Raw genomic sequence first — 21921 nt, forward strand, 5'->3', positions numbered from 1 at the left:
GGACGTCAGGCGGCTGCCACCAGCGTCCGGTCGCGGGGCACGAACTCCAGGTGCCGGTGTCCGGGGCGCACATCGACCTTCAGGCGCAGGTTGGCCGCGCGGGCCAGCATCAGACCCACGCCGACCGCCGCCGCACCGCAGATGAGGCCGCCGAGCGCGAGGCTGACGCGGACGCCGTAGACGTCGGTGAGCCAGCCGAAGAGCGGACCGCCCAGCGGGGTGCCGCCGGTGAAGACCATCATGAACAGGCTCATCACACGGCCGCGCATCTCGGGGTCGGTGGCCATCTGCACCGAGGCGTTGGCGGTCACGTTCACCGTCAGGCCGAGGATGCCGACGGGGATGAGCAACGCCATGAACACGCCGATGTCGGGCGAACCGGCCGCGACGATCTCAAGGAGCGCGAACAGCACGGCGGCGCCGGCCAGCATCCGCAGCCGGGTGGTGGAGCGACGGGCCGCGAGCAGCGCGCCGACGAGCGAGCCGATCGCCATCAGGCTGTTGAACAGGCCGTACATGCCGGAGTCGCCGTGGAAGACGTCGGAGGCGAACGCGCTCAGCCAGATGGGGAAGTTGAACCCGAAGGTGCCGACGAAGCCCACCAGGACGATCGGCCAGATCAGCTCGGGCCGCTCGGACACGTACGCGAGCCCTTCCTTCAGCTGGCCCTTGCCGCGCGGGGCGAGCTTGGTCGGCTGCAGGTCCTTGGTGCGCATCAGCGTCAGCATGATCAGCGGCGCGGTGAACGACAGGCCGTTCGCGAGGAACGCCCAGCCGGGTCCGACGGCCGCCATCACGAGGCCGGCGACGGCGGGGCCGACGAGCCGGGCGGACTGGAAGTTCGCCGAGTTGAGGCTGACGGCGTTGCGCACCCGGTCGGGCCCGACCATCTCGGAGACGAAGGACTGCCGCGTCGGGTTGTCGACGACGGTGACCAGACCGGTGAAGAAGGCCGTGAGATAGACGTGCCACACCTGGACGTGCCCGGACAGGGTCATCACGGCGAGGAACAGCCCGCCGAGCCCCATCGCCGCCTGCGTCACGAACAGGATGTTCCGCTTGGCGAACCGGTCGGCTATGACGCCGCCGTACAGGCCGAACAGGAGCATCGGCAGGAACTGCATGGCGGTGGTGATGCCGACCGCGACCGAGGATCCGGTGATGGTCAGGACCAGCCAGTCCTGGGTGATCCGGGCCATCCAGGTGCCTACGTTGGACACGATGGCGCCGGAGAAGAACAGCCGGTAGTTACGGACGCCCAGCGAGGAGAACGTCCCCCCGCCGCGCTTGTTGTAGGTAGGGGTAGGTGCGGGGGCGGAGTCTGCTCCGGATCCCGTACTCAAAAGGGCTCGCCTCCTTGCGATGCGCGTTTACAGATGTGCGAGCTTCTCCAGGACCGGGGCGGCCGCGCGCAGCTTCGCCCATTCGTCCTCGTCCAGACCTTCCGCGAGGGAGGCCAGCCAGGCGTTGCGCTTGCGGCGGCTCTCTTCGAGCATCGCCTCGGCCTCTTCGGTCTGGCTGACCACCTTCTGGCGGCGGTCATCGGGGTGTGGCTCCAGCCTGACCAGGCCCTTCGACTCAAGCAGTGCGACGATCCGGGTCATCGACGGCGGCTGTACGTGCTCCTTGCGGGCCAGCTCACCGGGGGTGGCCGAGCCGCAGCGGAAGAGTGTGCCGAGCACCGACATCTCGGTCGGGCTGAGCGATTCGTCGACGCGCTGGTGCTTGAGGCGCCGGCTCAGCCGCATGACGGCCGAGCGCAGGGAGTTCACGGCGGCGGCGTTGTCGCCTGTGCCGTGGGGCAGGTCAGACATGTTTGTTAGCGTAACTCATTACTCTGGCTAAATACCACTGGATGAAGCGGGGGTGTCCAGCGCCACACCGGCGTGTTCGCGCCCCAGCCCGCCCGGGGGTCACGGGGACTATCACCCGAACGAGTGAGTAGTCGGCGAAAAGCGACGCGCGGGGCCCCGGCGGGCGGCCACCCTCGCTCCATGGGGACCAGCGTGCTCAGCCTGCGCATAGACGGTGAGCTGCTCGAACGGCTCAAGCGGCATGCCGCGAAACGCGGAATGAGCGTCCAGGACTATGTGGTCCGGACGCTCATGCGCGACGACTTCGACGAGCGGTTCAAGGCGGCGGTCGACGAGACGGAGAGGTTTTACGGGGCGGCGTAGGCCTGCCTCCTGAGGGCCGGCTTTCCGGACACGGCCGTGAACGGGGTCCGGGGCGGAGTCCCAGGGGGTCAGGTCAGGCCCAGGGCCGGCATCAGGTAGTAGAAGGCGAACACCGCCGACACGATGTACATCGCGATGGGGATCTCCCGAGCCCGCCCGGCCACGAGCCGCAGCACCGTGAAGGCGATGAAGCCCATACCGATGCCATTGGTGATCGAGTACGTGAACGGCATCATCAGCATCGTCACGAACGCCGGGATCGCAATGGTCCAGTCCGCCCAGTCGATCTCGCGGATCGAACCGGAAAGGATCAGGAAGCCCACCGCGAGCAGCGCGGGCGTGGCCGCCTGGGACGGCACCATCGTGGCGATCGGCGTGAGGAAGAGCGCCACGGTGAAGAGCCCGCCCGTGACGACGTTCGCGAGCCCGGTCCGCGCCCCCTCGCCGACCCCCGCCGTGGACTCCACGAAGCACGTCGTCGCGGACGAGGACGACGCCCCGCCCACCGCGACCGCGATGCCGTCGACGAACAGCACCCGGTTCATGCCCGGCATGTTCCCCTCGGCGTCGGTGAGCCCCGCCTCGTCGCTGATGCCCATGATCGTGCCCATCGCGTCGAAGAAGCACGACAGCAGCACGGTGAAGACGAAGAGGATGCCGGTCAGGAAGCCCACCCGGGAGAACCCGCCGAAGAGACTGACCTGGCCGACCAGCCCGAAGTCCGGGGCATCCACGGGGTTGCCCGGCCACTTCGGGGTCGTCAGACCCCAGGAGGGCACGGTCGCCACCGCGTTGATGATCATCGCGAGGACGGTCATCGCGACGATGGAGATCAGGATCGCGCCCGGCACCTTGCGGACCATCAGCGCGAGCGTGAGCAGCACACCGAGGACGAAGACCAGGACCGGCCAGCCGAGCAGGTGACCGTTGCCGCCGAGCTGGAGCGGAACCGTGGTGTGCGCGGCGTCCGGCATCCGCGAGACGAAGCCGGAGTCCACGAGGCCGATCAGCATGATGAACAGGCCGATGCCGATGGCGATGCCCTTGCGCAGCCCGAGCGGCACCGCGTTCATGACGCGCTCGCGCAGCCCGGTGGCGACCAGGAGCATCACCACGAAGCCGGCCAGGACGACCATGCCCATGGCGTCGGGCCAGCTCATCCGGGGCGCCAGCTGGAGGGCGACCACGGTGTTGACGCCGAGCCCCGCCGCGAGCGCGATCGGCACGTTGCCGATGACGCCCATGAGCAGCGTGGTGAAGGCGGCGGTCAGCACGGTCGCGGTGACCAACTGGCCGCCGTCGAGCTGGTGCCCGTACATGTCCTTCGCGCTGCCGAGGATGATCGGGTTCAGCACGATGATGTACGCCATCGCGAAGAAGGTCGCGAACCCGCCACGGATCTCGCGGGAGAACGTCGAACCCCGCTCGGAGATCTTGAAATAGCGGTCGAGTCCGTTGACCGGCGGGGTGGGTGCCGGCGGCTGAGCTGCGGCGTCGACCGTGTCGGGGGCCGAGGGGGGCATGCGGGACCTCAGTCGTGGAGGGGCGGGAAAGGGAACGGCACGTACCCGAACTTCTTTGGACGTTCTACCGAACAGAATGAGTCAGCCGTAAGCAGTTTCAGTATGAATACATAGGTCGAAGATCACCATCTCCGCGCGTAGATCCAAGGGCCGACCGGGCCTGCCCCAGGGTGGGATCCCGCCAAAAGGCCGCGCCCTACACTGATCGCATGGCGAAGTGGACACCCCAGCACGAGGCGCCGGAGCCCCTTGAGGGCCCCGTGGTCGCCACCATCACCGGAGGCACGATCCTCTGGTTCGTCCTCTTCCTCGTCCAGCTCCCCTTCTACGGCTGGTTCGACGACCACGGCCACGTGTGGTGGGTGTGGACCTGCCTGGCCGGCGGCGGCCTCGGTCTCATCGGCATCTGGTACGTCCGGGGCCGCGACGCCGCGCTCAAGCGGCACGCCGCCGAGCAGGCGGCCGCCGGCGCCGGCGACGGCGGCCGCGACAACGGGGCCGACGGCGCGGGCGGCGCAAGGGCCGAAGGTCGCTGACCTCCGGGACCCGCGTACGGCCCAGGGACCATTCGCCTCCTCCCGGAGTCGGAGGTTGGGCCGCCCCGGCAGGTGAAGCGCCCATTCCCCCCGTACCGTCGAAAACATGACGCAGCGCGCCAACATCGACGCCGGGGCGGAACTCGACCCCGTCCACCCCATGCGGCTCCCGGAGCGGGCCCGGCCGTCCGGCGGCCTGACCACGGCCGAGGTCGCCGAGCGGGTGGCGCGCGGCGAGGTCAACGACGTTCCCGTGCGCAGCAGTCGCTCCACCGCCGAGATCGTCCGGGGCAACGTCTTCACCCGGTTCAACGCGATCATCGGCGTGCTCTGGGCGGTCATGCTCGTGGTGGCGCCGATCCAGGACAGCCTCTTCGGCTTCGTGATCATCGCCAACACCGGCATCGGCATCATCCAGGAGATGCGCGCGAAGAAGACCCTGGACAGCCTCGCGGTCATCGGCGAGGCGCGGCCCACGGTGCGACGCGACGGGGCCGCGACGGAGATCGCCACGTCCGAGATCGTGCTCGGCGACGTCATCGAGCTCGGGCCCGGCGACAAGATCGTGGTGGACGGCCAGGCGGTCGAGGCGGACGGCCTGGAGGTCGACGAGTCGCTCCTGACCGGCGAGGCCGACCCGGTCCTGAAGAAGCCCGGCGACACCATGATGTCGGGCGCCTTCGTCGTGGCGGGCGGCGGAGCGTTCACCGCGACCAAGGTCGGCCGGGAGGCGTACGCGGCTCAACTGGCCGAGGAGGCCAGCCGGTTCACGCTCGTCCACTCCGAGCTCCGCAGCGGCATCTCCACCATCCTCAAGTACGTCACGTGGATGATGATCCCCACCGCGCTGGGCCTGGTCATCAGCCAGCTGGTGGTCAAGGACAACAACATCAAGGACTCCATCGCCCGCACCGTGGGCGGCATCGTCCCGATGATTCCCGAAGGGCTCGTCCTGCTGACCTCGGTCGCCTTCGCGATCGGCGTCATCCGCCTCGGCCGCAAGCAGTGCCTGGTCCAGGAACTCCCCGCGATCGAGGGCCTGGCCCGCGTCGACGTGGTGTGCCTCGACAAGACGGGCACGCTCACCGAGGGCGGCATGGACGTCACGGAGCTGCGGCCCCTGAACGGCTCGGACGAGGCGTACATACGCACCGTGCTCGGCGCGCTCGGTGAGTCCGACCCCCGGCCCAACGCCTCCCTCCAGGCCATCATCGACGCCTACCCGGACAGCGAGGCGTGGCGCTGCACCGAGTCACTGCCGTTCTCCTCGGCCCGCAAGTACAGCGGCGCCGCGTTCAGTGAGGGCGACGGCGAGAACAGCACCTGGCTGCTCGGCGCACCGGACGTGCTCCTGAAGCCGGGCGACCCGGCGCTCTCCGAGATCGACGCGCTCAACGAGCAGGGCCTGCGCGTGCTGCTGCTCGCCCGCGCACCGCGCGAACTGGACGACCCCGCCATCGCCTCCGACGCCGAGCCCGCCGCCCTGGTCGTCCTCGAGCAGCGGCTGCGGCCCGACGCGGCCGACACCCTGCGCTACTTCGCGGACCAGAACGTCAAGGCCAAGGTCATCTCCGGCGACAACGCGGTGTCGGTGGGCGCCGTGGCCGGAAAGCTCGGCCTGCCCGGCGCGGCCGACACCGTGGACGCGCGCCAACTCCCCACCGAACAGGCCGAGATGGCCGACATGCTCGACGCCAACTCCGTCTTCGGCCGGGTCACCCCGCAGCAGAAGCGCGACATGGTGGCAGCCCTCCAGTCACGCGGGCACACGGTCGCGATGACCGGCGACGGAGTCAACGACGTGCTCGCGCTCAAGGACGCGGACATCGGCGTGAGCATGGGCTCGGGCTCCGAGGCGACCCGGGCGGTCGCCCAGATCGTCCTGCTGAACAACAGCTTCTCGACGCTGCCGTCGGTGGTCGCGGAGGGCCGCCGCGTGATCGGCAACATCACGCGCGTGGCCACGCTGTTCCTCACCAAGACGGTGTACTCGGTCCTGCTCGCGGTCCTCGTGGTCTGCTTCCAGGTCGAATACCCCTTCCTGCCACGGCACTTGACCCTCCTGTCCACCTTCACCATCGGCATCCCGGCGTTCTTCCTGGCCCTCGCGCCCAATAAGGAGCGCGCCAAACCGCACTTCGTGCGGCGGGTGATGCGGTACGCGATCCCCAGCGGAGTCATCGCGGGGGTGGCCACGTTCGTGACGTACATGATCGCGCGGGCGTACTACACCGGCCCCGGCGATCTGGACGCGGAGACCAGCGTCACCACGCTGACCCTCTTCCTGGTCTCGATGTGGGTCCTGGCGATCATCGCCCGCCCCTACACGTGGTGGCGGATCGCCCTGGTCGTCTCCATGGGCGTGGCGTTCCTGCTGGTCCTCGCGGTGCCGTGGCTGCAGAACTTCTTCGCGCTGAAGCTGGTCGGGTCGGTGATGCCGTGGACCGCCGTCGGCATCGCGATCCTGGCCTCGGCCCTGCTCGAACTGGTATGGCGCCGCGTGACGCTCCGCTACCCGGACTAGGGCCGCCGGCCCCGGCCCCTGGGGACCCCCATGACGGGCTGGGATGCTCGCGCGGGCCGGCACCAATACCGCTAGGGGCGCGGGCAACTGCGCGAACGGCCCCTACGGTCCACAGCCGGACCAGGGGGCCCGGGGCGCAGCCCCGGACGCCCCCCCCGCCCCCGGAGCCGACGCGGCCCGCTAGTCGAACCAGCGGGCCGTCGCGAGCTCGGCCGTGCGGGACGGGTCTTCCAGCAACGCCGCCACCTCGAAGCGACGGGGCCACTGGGACGCCGCCCAGGCGAGGCCCGCCGCCACGCCCTCCAGAGTGGACGCGTGGACCGTGCCGTCGGCCGAGCGCCGCCAGTCCAGCTCCACCCCGCCCGCCCGCAGCTCCTCGTGCTCGACGTACGTCGACGGCGCACCCGGGCCCAGCAGGGCCCGCACCGCGTCCGGCACCGCGTGTTCGGCGCCCTCGGACGTGACCTCCGCGTCCGCCGCCTCACCGAGCCGCCCCACCTGGAGCAGCTCCGCGAGCTCGGCAGCGCGGGCCGGCGCGACCGGAAGGAGCGGGCGCCCGGCCGCGAGCGGCAGCAGGTCAGGGGCGTCCGCCACGACCGCGTCCGCCGCGTCGACCACCCGCACCTCCCCGTCCACCACCACCCGCAGCTCGTCGGGCAGGGTCACCTGCTCGGGGTCGAGGTCCGCCAACGCCGTGTAGAGCGCGTGCAGTTGGGACGCGGAGACCGGACGGTCCCCGTCGGCGAGGCGGCCGAGGAGTTCCGCCGCGCCGCCCGGCTCGTCGAGCAGCGCGGGCACCGAGGTGCGTACACCCAGGGCCCGCAGGACCTGCGCGTCGTCGAAGCCGGTCGCGTCCACGGACTCGTACAGACCGGCCAGGAGGGGGTCGGAGCCGGCCGCGCGCAGGCCCGCGGGGCGACGCCCGGCCAGCACCGGGTGGTCGCGCAGCCACCACGCGGTGTAGGGGCGTACGGATTCCGTCGTGCCGTCGGGCAGCAGGACCCGCACCGGCTGGATCAGGGCGTCCCGCAGCGGCGGCCGGGCCAGCAGGGCGAGCGCCTGCGGCCAGGCGTCGTCGTCGACCAGGTCGAGGTCGCGGACCGCGACGATCTCCGTGGCGACCGGCGGGACCGGCGATTGGGGCAGCCGGTCCAGGACGTCCTCGCACCACACGTCGACCGCGTCGAGCAGCCCCGCGTCGTCGGGCTCGGCGAAATCCCCGTCGCGGGGCTCCAGTTCGTCGGGGTCGAGGACGACATCGGTGGCCCGTACGAGGGCGAACGTGGCGAGCACCCCGCACGCGGTGAGTGGCTGCTCTCCCCAGCGGTCCGCCAACTCCCGCTCCACTTCGGCGAGTTCACCTTCGCGGATGACGGCGGCGAAGGGCGATCCCGGCAGGACGAGTTCACCGGCGGGGGCGAGTTCGCCGTCCTCGTCGGGCAGCGCGAGCGCGCCGAGCCAGGGCTCGTCTCCGGGTTCGAGGTTCGCCTCACGGACCAACGTCAGGACGGTGTCGGCGAGTTCGTCGGCGTCGAGGCCGCCGTCCTCGTCCCAGATCTCCCCGCTGTCGAGCGAGGCCGCGACGGCGGCCCGCACCTGAGGCGTCGTCAGGACGGCGCGGGGCGTCGCGGGCAGTGCGCCGAGCCGTTCGAGCAGAGGGTGGGTCGCATCCGGGTGTGCGACCTTCAGGCCGAGTCGCCCCAGGTCGGCGGGGGTGTCGGCGAGGGGCAGCAGGACCTGGCGGGGTCCGATGGCGGTCCGTCCGCCCACGAGCGGGACCGGGAGCCCGGACAGCCGGTCGGGGTCGACCCCGGCGAGCGTGTCGTACAGCCGGTGCCACCACTCGGGGTCCCGCTCCGCCCCCGCGATCCGCTCGATGGCGTCACCGAGCGAGAGTCGCCCGACCTCCAACGCCCGCAGTTCCGGGCGGCGTTCGAGACCGGCGGGCAGCAGCGTGGGCAAGACCTCGGCGAGCACGCGCACGGTGTCCGCACCCGCGCCCTCGACGACCTCCGCCTCGAAGGGGCGCAGCGCCAGGAGTTCCTCGGTGGGTGCGGCCGGCGCGAGGAACGCGACCCGGGGCAGCCGCTTCAGCACGGCCGCACGCAGGGCACCGTCCAGCTCGCCCCGCCCGAGCGGCCCCGGCACCAGGTCGACGGTGCCGGTGGCCACCGGCCGCCAGGCGCCGAGGAGTTCGGCGTACGCATCGGCCGCGCGCTGCACAAGGAAGTCGGTGAGCGGGCCGGGCGCGGGGTGGCGGCGCGCGGTGTCCAGGGGGAAGGAGGCGATGAGCAGCGCGGGGATGCCGAGCGGTTCGTCGGTGGGGGTCGGCGCGTGCACCACGGCGGCGGTACGGGGACGTTCGGGCGCGCCGTCCTCGTCGACCGGGACGGCCCACGTCACCGTCCAGTGCGGCCGGAGCCGCTCCTCGACGGGCCGGTCGGCGAGCAGGTCCTTGCCGAGGGGCCCGTGACGACTGACCGTCCGCCAGCGGTGGATGGATTCGTCCCGGCTGTCGTCGATGTGCACATACGCGTCGTGCACGGACCGCCTCAACACCCGGGTGGCGTCCGGCGTTTCGACGACGATCTCCGTCAGGCCGGGGAGGGTGAGCAGCAGGGCGTCGTCGATGCCGTCGAGGAGACGGCGCACGAGGTCCTCGGCGGTGCCGTCGCGCAGGGGCAGCACCACGACGGTGTCGTAGCCCTCGGGGGCGGCGCCCTCGGCGGGCAGCGGCAGCCTGAGCAGCGGTACGTGTCCGTCGCGGCGGCGCAGCTCGTCCCCGAGGCCGGGGCTGGCGAGGGACGCCTGGGCGGCCAGCTCGCGGGCCTCGGCGAGCGACCAGCGCACGCCGCCGGTACGGCCCACCACGGCGGGCTCGTCGCTGACGGCGAGCACCGCGGCGAACCCGACGCCGAAGCGGCCGACGGCCACCTCGGTGTCGGCGCGCTTGGCGCTGGCGCGCAGGGTGGAAAGCGACTCGACGCCGATGGCGTCCAGGGGGGCGCCGGTGTTCGCGGCGGCGAGGACGGCGGGGGTGTCCTGGGTCGCGGGGTGCAGGGTCAGCCGCAGCCGGCCTGTGGTGTTCGCCCTGGCCGCGGCGTCGGCGGCGTTCTGGGCGAGCTCCACGACGAGGCGGTCGCGGTAGCCGCCGAGGGCGAGGTCCTCCTCGGCGTTGGCGTCCTCGCGGAATCTGGCGGGACCCGCGCCCCAGGCGTTCAGGACGCCTCGCCGTAGCCGCGCCGTTCCGAAGGGGTCGGCCCCTTCGGCCGCCATCGCCTTGACGATCACGCCGTGCTCCGCTCTGTCCGGCCCCGCGTCCCGGGACTGCGGCCCGAAGGTACCGCGCGGGCCTCGAAGGGTCGTCTTCAGGGTGCGGCCGCGGAGGGGTGCTCGCGCAGTTCCCCGCGCCCCTTGACCCCGCTTTCGTGTGCGGACCGTGCCCGCGTCCCGCGCAGTTCCCCGCGTCCCTCGAAGGTTCGTCTTCAGGGTGCGGGCCGTGGAGGGTTGCCCGCGCAGTTCCCCGCGCCCCTTGACCCCGCTTTCGTGTGCGGACCGTGCCCGCGTCCCGCGCAGTTCCCCGCGTCCCTCGAAGGTTCGTCTTCAGGGTGCGGGCCGTGGAGGGTTGCCCGCGCAGTTCCCCGCGCCCCTAAACCCGCCTTCGTGTGCGGACCGTGCCCGCGTCCCGCGCCGTTCCCCGCGCCCCCCAAAAAAACCCCGGTTCGTGTGCGGACCGTGCCCGCGTCTCGCGCAGTTCCCCGCGCCCCTAGTAGGGCACCCGGCGCCGACGGCTCGCGCCCACCGCGGCGGAGCCGCGCAATGTCACAGCCCCGCGCCCCTAGTAGGGCACCCGGCGCCGACGGCTCGCGCCCACCGCGGCGGGGCCGCGCAATGTCACAGCCCCGCGCCCCTAGCTACTCGGTGCCGGGCAGCATGGACACCCTCAGCCCGTCCGGCAATTGAGGACGAGCGCCCTTCAGGCGCGAACGGGGGTCTGGGGGCGGAGCCCCCAGGGAGCCGCACCCCTCAAGTAGCCGCACGGGATGGGGGTCCCCCCTGCTCATTAAGAGCTTGGGGGAGGGCGGGAAAACGCGTCGGGGTCCGGGGCGGAGCCCCAGGGGGCTGGGGCGGGGCAACCCCGGGCGACGAGTGGCCCCAGTTACGAGTGGCCCAGATCCTCCGTCGCGTCCGGCGCATCCGGCACGGACCCGCCCCGCACGGGCCGAAGGACCAGCGGATCCGGCACCACCGTGTCGAGCACCGTAGGAGCCGGCCGCGGCGGCTTCGGCATGACCGCCGCCTCGGAGTGCCCCCCACAGCCGTAGTCGAACGCCACGACACGCCCGTCCGCAGGACCGAATTCGTTGGCGCAGATCCCGAACGCCTGGGACAGCGATCCCGCGATCGGGACGAGGAACGCGCAGGACACGCAGGAGGCCGGCGCCGCCTGAGCCATCGCGGTCTTGCCGCCGAAGGACTCCTCCCACCGGTCGGCCGCGGCGTGCAGCCCGTACCGCGAGAGGACCCGCGCCCGGCGCATGCCGAGCTCGTCGGCGACGGACGCGATGGAGCCGCGCGCGGTGCCGGCGGGCACGGCGTCGGACCGGTCGGCCAGCTCGGCGTCCTCCGCGTCGACCCGCTCGGCCAGCTCCTCGGACACCACCGAGTTCGGCGGCGGCGCGTCCTCACCGGTGTAGCCGGGTTCGAGGCGCAGGTCGTCGGCCTCGGTGGGCAGCAGGTCGCCGGGGCCCATGTCACCGGGGCGCAGCCGCTCGCTCCAGGGCACCCACTCGGGGGCCTGGAGGGCGTCGGGTCCGGGCAGCAGCACCGTCTCGTCGAGGGTGACCAGCTTGGCGCGGGAGGCACGGGCGACGGTCACCGCCCAGCGCCAGCCGCGGTAGCCGAACTCCTTGCATTCGAAGAAGTGCGTGACGACCCGGTCGCCCTCCGACACCAGGGCCACATGCTCGCCGACCACACCGGGCGCGGCGGCTTCCTCCGCCGCCCCGCGGGCTAGATCGACCGCCTCGGCGCACAGGCGGTCAGGGGTACGGCTTCGCGTCGTCGCAGCACTCACAGGTCTCGCTTCTCTCCTACGCCGTCTCACGGGTGCGCCGGGGAGCCGAATGCGTACGGGTGGCGGGCGGAGCGGACCAGGGGGCCGCGTCAACGTCCGCGCCCCGGGCTATCAACTGCCCAGCGGCTGTCCAGTTTCACTGACCAAGGGGGTCCCCCCTGCTCCGTATGAGCCTGGAGGCGCACCTTCTGCAACCCATTCTGCGGGATCACGGAGAGGCGCGCGGCCTTGGGCAGCCGCGGGCGGCGCGCCTGTCACGCTACCCCCTTCGGGGCCCCCGGCCCACCTGCACGTCCGAATCCTGGTTCGGGTCGGACGGGGTTGGGGCACTATGGCGGGGTGACAACCGCGAGGTCGTCGGGGTCTTGGGACGGGTCGGGCCGCCTCCGCAGGGCGGTGCGGGCGGTCGGTCACGCCCTGCGCCTCCCCTTTTCGGGCACGGCGCGTTCGATCAGAAAAGCCACCCATGCGCACGGCGCCGGTGAGTCGGGGCTCGGCAAACTGATCGAGCTGCACGCGGTGAACGGCGCCGGTGACGTCCTGATCACCGTGGCGCTCGCCTCGACCGTCTTCTTCTCCGTGCCGACCGATCAGGCCCGCGGCCGTGTCGCTCTCTATCTCGCGATCACGATGGCGCCGTTCACCCTTCTGGCGCCCGTGATCGGCCCGCTGCTCGACCGGATGCCGCACGGCCGGCGCGCCGCGATGGCCGGGGCGATGCTGGCCCGCGCCGTGCTGGCCCTCACGATGTCCGGCGCGGTCGCCACCGGCGGCCTTGAGCTCTACCCCGCCGCGCTGGGCGTGCTGGTCGCCTCCAAGGCGTACGGCGTGGTGCGCAGCGCCGTGGTGCCGCGGCTGCTGCCACCGCGCTTCTCCCTGGTGAAGGCGAATTCGCGGGTCACCCTCGCCGGTCTCCTCGCCACCGGCGCCGCCGCCCCGATCGGCGCGGGGCTCTCGCGCATCGGACCGGCGTGGCCGCTCTATGCGGCGTGCTGTGTCTTCGCCGGGGGCACGTTCCTCGCCTTCACGCTGCCCCACAAGGTCGACTCGGCGAAGGGCGAGACCAAGGCGCGGCTGCTGGACCGCGAAGGCCGCAGGCCCAGCCTGCGGACGGTCGGCGTGTCCGTGCAGAACGGTCTGTACGCCAACGCCGCGCTCCGCGCCCTGTCCGGGTTCCTCATCTTCTTCCTGGCGTTCCTGCTGCGCGAACACCCGCTGGCCGGGCAGAGCGCCGCGGTCTCGCTCGGCATCGTGGGCGTCTCGGCGGGCGTCGGCAACGCGCTGGGCACCGCGGTCGGCTCGCTGCTCAAGGCGCGCGGGCCCGAGGTCCTGATCGTGACGATGCTGGCCATCGCGCTGGGCGCCGCGGTCCTGGCCGCGGCCCTCTTCAGCGGGGTGATGGTGGCGGTGCTCGGCGCGACGGCCGGGTTCACGCAGGCGCTGGCCAAGCTGGGCCTGGACGCGATGATCCAGCGCGACGTGCCGGAGGAGGTCCGTACGTCCGCGTTCGCCCGCTCGGAGACGCTGCTCCAAATGGCGTGGGTGCTCGGCGGGGCGATCGGCATCGCGCTGCCGCTCAACGGAATCCTCGGCATGTCGGTGGCGGCGGCGCTGCTGGCGCTGGGCGCCGTCATTTCGGTGCGGGGCCTGCTGGGCGCCGCGCGCCGCGGCGCACCCCGCCCGCGGGTCGCCTGACCCACCGGGCCCGGGTGCCCGGACGCCACGCGCTCCGGGTCGACACCGGCGCGGCACGCCACACCCCCGCGCGGCGTGGCCGGGGGCGACCGATAGCCTTCGCTCCATGACCGTTGCCCCGCGGCGGAGCCGCACCATGTCACTTCATTCCGGTAGGACCCGCCGGGCCGGCGTCGCATTCGCCGCCGCCTCCGCCGGACTCCTCGTCCTCTCCGCCTGCGACAAGCCGACGCCTCTCGCGACCGTGACGGTCGGTACGAACTCCGTCAGCACCGAGGCGTCCTGCCGCGGCGACGGCAAGCCGCTCGCCGACGACAAGCTCACGAGCTGCCTCAGCGGCGTCAAGGATGCCAAGACGATCGACTACGCGCCCGGCTCGACCCTGCGCCTCGGCGTGGACCCGAAGGTCGTCGAGAACGGCAGCAAGTGGATCGCTCTGCTCGACGGCAGCCCGATCACCGAGGCCTCCGCGCAGACCTACCGGAGCTTCCCCAACGCCGACGTCTTCTCGACCGGCGGGCAGGGCGTCGCGCCGAAGGAGAAGAAGGTCAGCATCCTTCAGGTCAACAAGGACAACAAGCCCGAGTCGGTCTGGAGCTTCACGCTCAAGCGCACGGGCTCCTGACGCGTGGGTCCCGCCTGATGCGCATCCTGGTCGTGACGGCGGTGGCGGCGGAGGCCGACTCCGTCGCCGCCGGTCTCGCGCTGGCCGGGTACGCGCGCCTCGGTGAGGAGCGCGTCCGGAGCACCCTGTTCCAAGGGCCCGGGGACGCTCCGGCGCCGCTGGCCCGGTACGGCCGCGCGGGGCACGAGATCCATGTCTATCCGGCGGGCGTCGGCCCCGCCGCGGCCGCCGCGGGCACCTCCCTCGCCCTGGGCCGCGGCCCCGGCTACGACCTGGTGGTCTCGGCCGGCATCGGCGGCGGCTTCCCCGGCGTCGCGCCGCTCGGCTCGCTCGTCGTGTCCTCGCTCATCGTCGCCGCCGACCTGGGCGCCGGTTCCCCCGAGGGCTTCATCCCCGTCACCGAGCTCGGCTTCGGCCGCGACGAGGTGCACGTGCTCGGCTCGCTCGGCCGCCATGCCGTGCGCGCCCTCGGCGCCGCGTGCGGGACCATCCTCACCGTCACCACCGCCACCGGCACCGCCGAGCGCGCCGCCGAACTCCTGGCCCGCCACCCGCGCGCCCTCGCCGAGGCGATGGAGGGTTTCGGCGTCGCCGAGGCCGCCGACCAGTACGGCCTTCCGGCCTTCGAAATCCGCGCGATCTCCAATGAGGTCGGCCCGCGCGACCGTTCGGCCTGGCGGATCGGCGACGCGCTCGCCGCCCTCACCGAGGCCTTCGGGAAGCTGCCACCCCTATGGGAGAGTTGGACGACACGTGAGCACTGAACCGGCGCTGAAGATCGCCTTCTCCCCCTGCCCGAACGACACCTTCGTCTTCGACGCGTGGGCGCACGGCCGGGTGCCGGGCGCGCCCGCCCTCGACGTCACGTTCGCGGACATCGACATCACCAACGGCATGGCCGAGCGCGGCGAGTTCGACGTGCTCAAGGTGTCGTACGCGGTGCTGCCGTGGGTCCTCGACGAGTACGCGCTGCTGCCGTGCGGCGGCGCGCTCGGCCGGGGCTGCGGCCCGCTGGTCCTGACCCGGGACGCGGGAGCGGAACTCACCGGCAGGACGATCGCCGTGCCGAGCGAGAAGTCGACGGCCTATCTGCTGTTCCGGCTGTGGGCCGCGGACGTCGTGCCGGGCGGGGTCGGCGACGTCGTCGTCATGCCGTTCCACGAGATCATGCCCGCGGTGCGCGACGGCAAGGTCGACGCCGGGCTCGTCATCCACGAGGCCCGCTTCACCTACCAGGACTACGGCCTGCACTGCCTCGCCGACATGGGACAGCACTGGGAGGCGACGACCGGGCTTCCCATCCCGCTCGGCGCGATCATCGCCAAGCGCTCGCTGGGCGCGGACACACTGCGGCTGCTCGCCGACTCCGCCCGCGCCTCCGTACGGCTCGCCTGGGACGACCCCGAGGCGTCCCGGCCCTACGTGCGCGAGCACGCCCAGGAGATGGACCCGACCGTGGCCGACCGCCATATCGGGCTCTACGTCAACGAGTTCACCGCCGACCTCGGCGAGGACGGCTACGCCGCGGTGCGCGGGCTGCTGACCCGCGCCGCGGCCGAGGGACTCGTCCCCGCGCTGGGCCGCGACGCGCTGTCGTTCGACTGAACCGGGCCGTACGGGGTCAGACGTCCAACTGGTCGGCGACCGCGCGCAGCAGGCCGCCGATCTTCTTGCCGGCCGCCTTGTCGGGGTAGCGGCCCTTCTCCAGCATCGGCGTGATGTTTTCGAGCAGGGTGGTCAAGTCCTGGACGATGGAGGCCAGTTCGTCGGGCTTGCGGCGCTGGGCCGCGGCCACCGAGGGGGCCGGGTCGAGGACCGTGACGGAGAGGGCCTGGTCGCCGCGCTGCCCGGCGACGACGCCGAACTCGACGCGCTGTCCGGGCTTGAGCGCCTCGACCCCGGCGGGGAGCACGGAGGAGTGGACGAAGACGTCGCCGCCGTCGTCCCGGGAGAGAAAGCCGAAGCCCTTCTCGCTGTTGAACCACTTGACCTTGCCGGTAGGCACGTCTGTCCTCGTCCTCGTACTCGTCGTTGGGTGCGGGGCGCCGAAAAACCGAAGAAACGGCTCTGGATAGCACAGCAGCGGGCCGTTGGCCGACCCGCCGACACCCAGGCTAATCGCCCGGGGGCTGCTGACAAGACGTCCCGGCCTGTCCTTACGTGCTGGGAACTACCCTGGCGGGGTGAGTACCGAAACCCAGGCCAAGACCGACCGCTCCGCCCTCACCACCGGTGATCGGCTGGTTCGCGTCGGCGCCGTCGTCTTCTTCGTCGGCGCGCTCGCCACGCTCGTCACGGTGGCCCCGCTGTTCCTGCACACCAGCCCGTTCCCGTCCATCGCCTACCTGATCTGCATGCTGATGGGCGTCGGCTTCCTGATCGCGGGGGCGGGCGTGCTCCTGACCATCGCGGAGCAGCGCCGCCGGGCCCGCGCCTGAACGACGCGTTCCGCCTCCCCGGGGCGCCGATCCGCCCCCCACAGCGGCCAGGACCGTACGAAAGTGCGAGGCCGGGCTGTCAAGCACGTTCGGCGGCGTAACCCTTCAACCAGGCCGGAAATGACGTCAGATCGTCGAGGACGACGTCCGCCCCGGCCGCGCGCAGCTCGTCCGCGCCGATCGGACCGGTCGGCACGGCCACGGACAGGGCGCCCGCGGCGTGCGCGCCCAGCACATCGCCGAGGTGGTCGCCGACGTACACCGCCGCCCCGTGCTCGCGCAGCGCTATCGCCTTCGCCTCCGCCCACAGGCCGCCCACGACCTCGTCCGGCTCGATGCCCAGGTGGTCGAGGTGCAGCCCGGCCTGCGGCGCGTTCTTGGCGGTGACGACGACGGCCCGGCCGCCGAGCTCCTGGACCGCGCGCACCGCGTCGGCGGCGCCGGGCAGCGCGGGCGTCGGCAGGATGGCGCGTGTGGGGTAGATCTCACGGTAGGCGCGGACCATCTCCGCGATGAGCTCCTCGGGGAACCAGTGCCGCAGCTCCCAGTCGAGCGGCGGCCCCAGCCGGCTCACGGCCTGGTCGGCGTCGATGTACGTCCCGGTCGCGGCGGAGAGCTCCTGGTAGACGGCGCGGATGCCGGGCCGGGAGTCGATGAGGGTCATGTCGAGGTCGAAGCCGACCGTGAGCGCGTCCTGGGGCATGCGGCCATTGTGCCCAGACGGGCACGCCCCCCTTACCTCCGAGCAACCGTCCACCGGGCCCGCGGACGGAAGCGGGTTCCAGGGGCGCGGGGAACCGCGCGAGCGGCCACGCACGGTCCGCACCCGAAGACGAACCGGGGCCTGAGGGGCGCGAGGAACCGCGCGAGCGGCCACGCACGGTCCGCACCCGAAGCGCAGGCCCCCGGAGGGTTGAGGGAAGGGGCGGGGTGGGGAAACCGCACCCTCAGCGACGACCCCGCTGGGACCGCCACACCACGAACCCCGCCGACCCCACCGCCGCCACCCGAATCACCCAGGGCCACACCCCCGACAGCGCATCTCCCATCTCCCCCTGCGCGATCGGATCGCCCCACCGCCCGTCCTGACGACCCCAGAGCCAGACAAGACCCCCGGCCACCGCCAGCCCCGGCACACCGAACACCGCCCACTTCGACTCCGCCGGGCTCAGCCTCCGCGACGCGTACGCGAGGAGCCAGCCCGCGCCCAGCGCCGCCCACAGGCCGAACAGGGCGCCCGCCACGAGCAGCGCGGCCGCCAGCAGGAGGAGCGGGTTCGACAGGCCGGGCCGGGCGGCGGCCCGCACCCCGGAGACACCCCGCCGCGGGCGGCGCAGACGCAACCCGCGCCGCACCGGCCCGGCCTCGACAAGGTCGGCGTCCTCCCCGAGCCCGCCGCCCCCGCCACCCCCTCCGGCCTCGCCGTCCTCCCCGGATTCCTCGCCGTCCTCCCCGTCCTCGCCCTGCTCCTCGTCGAGTTCCGCCTCGTCCCCCGGCGGCCGCAGTATCTCCGGGATCTCCACCCCGCCCACGAACCCGGGCACGACATCGCCCCCGAGCGAGCCGGACGGCCCGACCCGCCACCAGTCGGGTTCGTCGCCCTGCTTGCCGAGTTCGTCCATGCCCGCCAGATGCGGCGGCGCCGGCCACGAGGGCGCGGGCTGCCCCTCGTCGGCGGCCCGCTGACGTGACCGCGACCGTGGGCCCGGACGCGGGCGCGGCACGCGTTTGCCGCGCCCGGGGAACAGCCGGTCCCGCTGAGCCGGCACCGCACCGTCCGCCGACGCGCCGTCCGGCGCAGGCCCGTACGAACCGCCGGACCCCGAGGGCGACGCGGAACCGAAACCGAAACCGGAACCGGATCCCGCCCCGGCCGCGGCCCGCTCCACGACCTCCTCCGGCGACCCGAACCGCCCGAGCACGCGCCGCACCGTGGCCGGCGTCTCCGTCCCGTACTTCGCCCGCTGCTTGTCGATCTCGTCGCGCAGCGACGACACCAGGCGCATCCGGTCCCCGGAGGGCAGTTGCCGCTGCTGAGCCAGGTCGCCGACCCGGCTCAGGTAGTCGTAGACCAGCTGGTCGCTCTCGATCCCCACGCGCGTTTCCCCTCCGCGAGCCCGCCCCGCGGCCACCCCGAGGGCCGCCGTCCGCCGGTCCGGTCGCGTTTCGGACACCGGCTACGGGTCCTGACGGTAGCGCGCACGGGCTACCGTGGGGCGGATGGGGACCGGCGAGCGCAATCAGGAGGCGCACGTGCCCGAAGGAACGACCGGCGCGACGAACAGAGCGGCCTCGGCGGCGGGCGCCGCCGCCTCGGCACCCCGTACCCCGGCACCGGCATCCGCCCCGGCCCCCCGCACCCTCGCCGAGTCCCTGCGCGCCCGCCCCGACGATTCCCTCGCCGCGCTGCTGCGGGCCCGCCCCGATCTGCTCTCGCCCGTGCCGGGCGACCTCACCCAGCTCGCGACCCGCGCCGGCACCCGGGCCTCCGTCGTACGCGCCCTGGAACGGCTCGACCGGTTCGCGCTCCAGACCGCCCAGGTCCTGGCCGTGGCGCCGGACCCGGCCCCGTACGACGCGGTGCTCGCCCTGCTCGCCGGCGACGACGGGGACCCGGACGTCGAGGCCGCGCTGCCCGGCGCGCTCGCGGCGCTGCGCGAGCAGGCCCTGGTGTGGGGCGGCGACGACCGGCTGCGCCTGGTGCGCACCGCCCGCGAACTGCTCGCCCCCTCGCCGAACCACCCTTCCCCCACCGGCCTCGGCCCGACCGTCGCCGAGGCGACGTCGGGGATGTCGCCGGGCCGCGTCCAGGAGATCCTGCGGGCCGCCCAGCTCCCGGCGACACACGACCCCGTGTCCGCGGTCGCCGCGCTGACCTCGCTGTTCACCGACCGCGCGAGGATGACGGAGCTGCTCGACTCCGCTCCGTCCGACGCCCTGACCGTCCTGGACCGCCTGGTGTGGGGCCCGCCGTACGGCGAGGTGTCGGCCGATCCGCCGCCCCCGGTGCGCTGGCTGCGCGACCACGGTCTGCTGCTCCCCGCGTCCGCGCGCACTCTGGTGCTGCCGCGCGAGGTCGCCCTGCATCTGCGCGCCGGGCGCGCGCACCGCACCACCGAGCCGGTGGCACCCGCCGTCGCGCCGCTGCGCGAATACCGTCCACAGGCTGTGGACGCGGCCGCCGCGGGCCAGGCCTTCACCGCGCTGACCACCGTCGAGGACCTGCTCGCCGAGTGGAACGAGGGCGGCCCCGCAGTGCTGCGCTCCGGCGGCCTGTCCGTACGCGACCTCAAGCGCACCGCGACCGCCCTCGACCTGCCCGAGCCCACCACCGCGTTCTGGGTCGAACTCGCTTACGCGGCAGGCTTGTTGGCGTCCGACGGTGAGGCGGACGAGCGGTACGCGCCGACGCCCGAGTACGACGACTGGCTCGACCTCGCGCCCGCCGAACGCTGGGCGCGGCTCGCGGTGGCCTGGCTGGCCGCCACCCGCACCGCCGGGCTCGTCGGCGAGCAGGACACCAAGGGCCGCACCCTCTCCGCGCTCGGCCCCGACCTCGACCGCTCCCCCGCGCCCGAGGTCCGCCACCGCGTCCTGACGCTGCTCACCACGCTGCCCGAGGCCACCTCGCCCGAGCCGGGCTCGCTGCTCGCCCGGCTGCGCTGGGAGCGCCCGGCCCGCAGCGGGCCCGACGACCTGCGCTCCCGTCTGGCCGAGTGGACGCTGTCCGAGGCGGAGTTGCTGGGCGTGACCGGCCGCGGCGCGCTCACCACCCACGGCCGTCTGCTCCTCGCCCCGGCATCCGGCGCCGCCGAACGCGAGGCGCTCGGCCTGCTCGCCGCGCAGGCCCTGACGCCGCACCTGCCCGAACCCGTCGACCACGTACTGCTCCAGGCGGACCTCACCGCGGTCGCACCGGGACCGCTGCGGCGGCCGCTCGCCGCGATGCTCGGGGTGCTCGCCGACATCGAGTCCAAGGGCGGCGCCACCGTCTACCGCTTCACGGCGGGCTCCGTGCGCCGCGCCCTGGACGCCGGCCAGACCGCCTCCGACCTCCAGGCCTTCCTGACCGAGCACAGCCGTACGCCGGTGCCGCAGCCGCTCAGCTACCTCATCGACGACGTGGCCCGTCGCCACGGCCACCTCCGGGTGGGCGCGGCTTCCGCGTACGTACGCTGCGACGACGAGGCGATGCTGGGCGAGATCCTCGCCGACAAGCGCAGCCAGGCCCTGCGCCTGCGCCGCCTCGCCCCGACGGTCCTGGCCACCACGGCCGAGCCGGCCGCGCTGCTCGACGGGCTGCGCTCCATGGGGTACGCGCCGGCCGCGGAATCCGCCGAGGGCGACGTCCTGATCACCCGCGCCGACTCCCGCCGCACCCCGCGCCGCACGGCGCCCGTACCGGTCCCCGACGGTCCTCCGCACCCCGACGAGACGCTGCTCGACGCGGCGGTCCGGGCGATCCGCGCGGGCGACACGGCGGCGACGGTCGTCCGCAAGGACCAGCCCGCGTCCGCCCGCGCCGGCGGTTCCCTGCCGCGTACGTCGTCGGCGGAGACGCTGGCGACGGTGCAGGCCGCGGCGATGACGGGGTCGGCGGTGTGGATCGGTTACGTCAACGCGGAGGGGGCGGCGAGTCAGCGGGTCATCGCGCCGGTGCGGGTGGAAGGGGGGTTCGTCACGGCCTACGACCACACGGCGGACGAGGTCCGCACCTACCCCCTCCACCGCATCACGGGCGTCTCCGAACTGGCCGAAGACCCGGCCTGACCCCCGGGGCGCGTTTTCCCACCCACCCGCCCGTGCGGCAAGTCGAGAGGCTCGGCCCCCTGGGGCTCCGCCCCAGACCCCGTATCGCGCCTGAAGGGCGCTCGTCCTCAATCTCCCCCAAGGCCTCAAGGGCCAGGGGGGACCCCCATGACGGGCTGAGGATGCCCATGCGGGCCGGCACCGAGTAGCTAGGGGCGCGGGGAACTGCGCGAGCAACCACGCACGGCCCGCACCCGACAACCGGCCGTTCAAGGGGCGCGGGGAACTGCGCGAGAAGCGGGCACGGTCCGCACACGAACCGGGGTTTTTAGGGGCGCGGGGAACTGCGCGAGAAGCGGGCACGGTCCGCACACGAACCGGGGTTTTTAGGGGCGCGGGGAACTGCGCGAGAAGCGGGCACGGTCCGCACACGAACCGGGGTTTTGGGGGCGCGGGGAACTGCGCGAGCAACCACGCACGGCCCGCACCCGACAACCGGCCGTTCAAGGGGCGCGGGGAACTGCGCGACAGCTCCCGGCTCGCCCCGGTCGGCCCGGTCGCCCCGGCTCGCCCCGGT

The 21921-nt window shown here is 73.1% G+C and carries 17 protein-coding genes; 9 read left to right on the forward strand and 8 right to left on the reverse strand.

Annotation, left to right across the window (positions count from 1 at the left end; translation table 11 throughout):
- Positions 1 to 5: 5 nt before the first annotated feature.
- Together OG432_RS14480 and OG432_RS14485 are read right to left on the reverse strand one after the other, a co-directional pair.
- Positions 6 to 1343, reverse strand: a complete 1338-nt coding sequence (locus OG432_RS14480) for an MFS transporter (RefSeq protein WP_328311353.1) — start codon at positions 1341 to 1343, stop codon at positions 6 to 8.
- A 27-nt stretch (positions 1344 to 1370) separates the two neighbouring features.
- Positions 1371 to 1814: a MarR family winged helix-turn-helix transcriptional regulator gene (locus OG432_RS14485; protein WP_328311354.1), complete on the reverse strand. Its 444-nt coding sequence runs from the start codon at positions 1812 to 1814 to the stop codon at positions 1371 to 1373.
- Between the two features lie 180 nt (positions 1815 to 1994).
- Between OG432_RS14485 and OG432_RS14490 the strand changes: the two genes are divergently transcribed.
- Entirely contained in the window at positions 1995 to 2177 is a 183-nt protein-coding gene (locus OG432_RS14490; RefSeq protein ID WP_328311355.1) for a ribbon-helix-helix protein, CopG family, read from the forward strand.
- A gap of 68 nt (positions 2178 to 2245) precedes the next feature.
- Here OG432_RS14490 and OG432_RS14495 read toward each other — a convergent pair whose 3' ends face one another.
- Positions 2246 to 3700 carry an NCS2 family permease gene (locus OG432_RS14495; protein WP_328311356.1) on the reverse strand — a complete coding sequence of 485 codons (1455 nt, stop codon included), beginning with the start codon at positions 3698 to 3700 and terminating at the stop codon, positions 2246 to 2248.
- 209 nt (positions 3701 to 3909) lie between these two features.
- Here OG432_RS14495 and OG432_RS14500 point away from each other — a divergent pair, with 209 nt between their 5' ends.
- Positions 3910 to 4236 (forward strand): DUF2530 domain-containing protein, encoded by a 327-nt coding sequence (locus OG432_RS14500; RefSeq protein ID WP_328311357.1) that lies wholly within the window; start codon positions 3910 to 3912, stop codon positions 4234 to 4236.
- A gap of 106 nt (positions 4237 to 4342) precedes the next feature.
- Complete coding sequence (locus OG432_RS14505; RefSeq protein WP_328311358.1) at positions 4343 to 6760, forward strand: cation-translocating P-type ATPase; 2418 nt, start codon at positions 4343 to 4345, stop codon at positions 6758 to 6760.
- Between the two features lie 180 nt (positions 6761 to 6940).
- Here OG432_RS14505 and OG432_RS14510 read toward each other — a convergent pair whose 3' ends face one another.
- Positions 6941 to 10036, reverse strand: coding sequence for a sacsin N-terminal ATP-binding-like domain-containing protein (locus OG432_RS14510; RefSeq protein ID WP_328315106.1), 3096 nt, complete (start codon positions 10034 to 10036; stop codon positions 6941 to 6943).
- An 883-nt stretch (positions 10037 to 10919) separates the two neighbouring features.
- Complete coding sequence (locus OG432_RS14515) at positions 10920 to 11837, reverse strand: DUF3027 domain-containing protein (protein WP_328311359.1); 918 nt, start codon at positions 11835 to 11837, stop codon at positions 10920 to 10922.
- A 339-nt stretch (positions 11838 to 12176) separates the two neighbouring features.
- Here OG432_RS14515 and OG432_RS14520 point away from each other — a divergent pair, with 339 nt between their 5' ends.
- The 4 genes from OG432_RS14520 (at position 12177) to OG432_RS14535 (ending at position 15762) form a co-directional block, all read left to right on the forward strand.
- Positions 12177 to 13532 (forward strand): MFS transporter, encoded by a 1356-nt coding sequence (locus tag OG432_RS14520; protein ID WP_328311360.1) that lies wholly within the window; start codon positions 12177 to 12179, stop codon positions 13530 to 13532.
- Positions 13533 to 13668: 136 nt separating this feature from the next.
- Entirely contained in the window at positions 13669 to 14157 is a 489-nt protein-coding gene (locus OG432_RS14525; RefSeq protein WP_328311361.1) for a DUF2771 domain-containing protein, read from the forward strand.
- 17 nt (positions 14158 to 14174) lie between these two features.
- A complete protein-coding gene (locus tag OG432_RS14530) occupies positions 14175 to 14921 on the forward strand; it encodes a futalosine hydrolase (protein WP_328311362.1) in 747 nt (248 codons plus the stop codon).
- Positions 14911 to 15762 (forward strand): 1,4-dihydroxy-6-naphthoate synthase, encoded by an 852-nt coding sequence (locus OG432_RS14535; protein WP_328311363.1) that lies wholly within the window; start codon positions 14911 to 14913, stop codon positions 15760 to 15762. Before OG432_RS14530 ends, OG432_RS14535 begins: the two co-directional genes overlap by 11 nt.
- A gap of 16 nt (positions 15763 to 15778) precedes the next feature.
- On the opposite strand, the gene OG432_RS14540 is transcribed toward OG432_RS14535, so the two are convergent.
- Positions 15779 to 16162 carry a cold-shock protein gene (locus OG432_RS14540; RefSeq protein ID WP_323177956.1) on the reverse strand — a complete coding sequence of 128 codons (384 nt, stop codon included), beginning with the start codon at positions 16160 to 16162 and terminating at the stop codon, positions 15779 to 15781.
- Positions 16163 to 16340: 178 nt separating this feature from the next.
- Here OG432_RS14540 and OG432_RS14545 point away from each other — a divergent pair, with 178 nt between their 5' ends.
- Positions 16341 to 16595 carry a hypothetical protein gene (locus OG432_RS14545; protein WP_328311364.1) on the forward strand — a complete coding sequence of 85 codons (255 nt, stop codon included), beginning with the start codon at positions 16341 to 16343 and terminating at the stop codon, positions 16593 to 16595.
- A 79-nt stretch (positions 16596 to 16674) separates the two neighbouring features.
- Here the strand turns inward: OG432_RS14545 and OG432_RS14550 are convergent, their stop codons facing one another.
- Both OG432_RS14550 and OG432_RS14555 read right to left on the reverse strand, forming a co-directional pair.
- Positions 16675 to 17298 carry an HAD family hydrolase gene (locus OG432_RS14550; RefSeq protein ID WP_328311365.1) on the reverse strand — a complete coding sequence of 208 codons (624 nt, stop codon included), beginning with the start codon at positions 17296 to 17298 and terminating at the stop codon, positions 16675 to 16677.
- Between the two features lie 244 nt (positions 17299 to 17542).
- Entirely contained in the window at positions 17543 to 18691 is a 1149-nt protein-coding gene (locus OG432_RS14555; RefSeq protein ID WP_328311366.1) for a hypothetical protein, read from the reverse strand.
- A gap of 124 nt (positions 18692 to 18815) precedes the next feature.
- Here OG432_RS14555 and OG432_RS14560 point away from each other — a divergent pair, with 124 nt between their 5' ends.
- Positions 18816 to 21365 carry a helicase C-terminal domain-containing protein gene (locus OG432_RS14560; RefSeq protein WP_328311367.1) on the forward strand — a complete coding sequence of 850 codons (2550 nt, stop codon included), beginning with the start codon at positions 18816 to 18818 and terminating at the stop codon, positions 21363 to 21365.
- The last annotated feature ends 556 nt before the right edge of the window (positions 21366 to 21921 follow it).

The sequence above is a fragment of the Streptomyces sp. NBC_00442 genome, from assembly GCF_036014195.1.
Lineage (GTDB): Bacteria > Actinomycetota > Actinomycetes > Streptomycetales > Streptomycetaceae > Streptomyces.

What these genes read in the sequence shown, in the direction of transcription:
- OG432_RS14495 (WP_328311356.1), bottom strand. Translation starts at nt 3,700, where the DNA reads ATGCCCCCCTCGGCCCCCGACACGGTCGACGCCGCAGCTCAGCCGCCG.
- OG432_RS14485 (WP_328311354.1), bottom strand. Translation starts at nt 1,814, where the DNA reads ATGTCTGACCTGCCCCACGGCACAGGCGACAACGCCGCCGCCGTGAAC.
- OG432_RS14500 (WP_328311357.1), top strand. Translation starts at nt 3,910, where the DNA reads ATGGCGAAGTGGACACCCCAGCACGAGGCGCCGGAGCCCCTTGAGGGC.
- OG432_RS14530 (WP_328311362.1), top strand. Translation starts at nt 14,175, where the DNA reads ATGCGCATCCTGGTCGTGACGGCGGTGGCGGCGGAGGCCGACTCCGTC.
- OG432_RS14550 (WP_328311365.1), bottom strand. Translation starts at nt 17,298, where the DNA reads ATGCCCCAGGACGCGCTCACGGTCGGCTTCGACCTCGACATGACCCTC.
- OG432_RS14505 (WP_328311358.1), top strand. Translation starts at nt 4,343, where the DNA reads ATGACGCAGCGCGCCAACATCGACGCCGGGGCGGAACTCGACCCCGTC.
- OG432_RS14560 (WP_328311367.1), top strand. Translation starts at nt 18,816, where the DNA reads ATGGGGACCGGCGAGCGCAATCAGGAGGCGCACGTGCCCGAAGGAACG.
- OG432_RS14490 (WP_328311355.1), top strand. Translation starts at nt 1,995, where the DNA reads ATGGGGACCAGCGTGCTCAGCCTGCGCATAGACGGTGAGCTGCTCGAA.
- OG432_RS14510 (WP_328315106.1), bottom strand. Translation starts at nt 10,036, where the DNA reads ATGGCGGCCGAAGGGGCCGACCCCTTCGGAACGGCGCGGCTACGGCGA.
- OG432_RS14525 (WP_328311361.1), top strand. Translation starts at nt 13,669, where the DNA reads ATGTCACTTCATTCCGGTAGGACCCGCCGGGCCGGCGTCGCATTCGCC.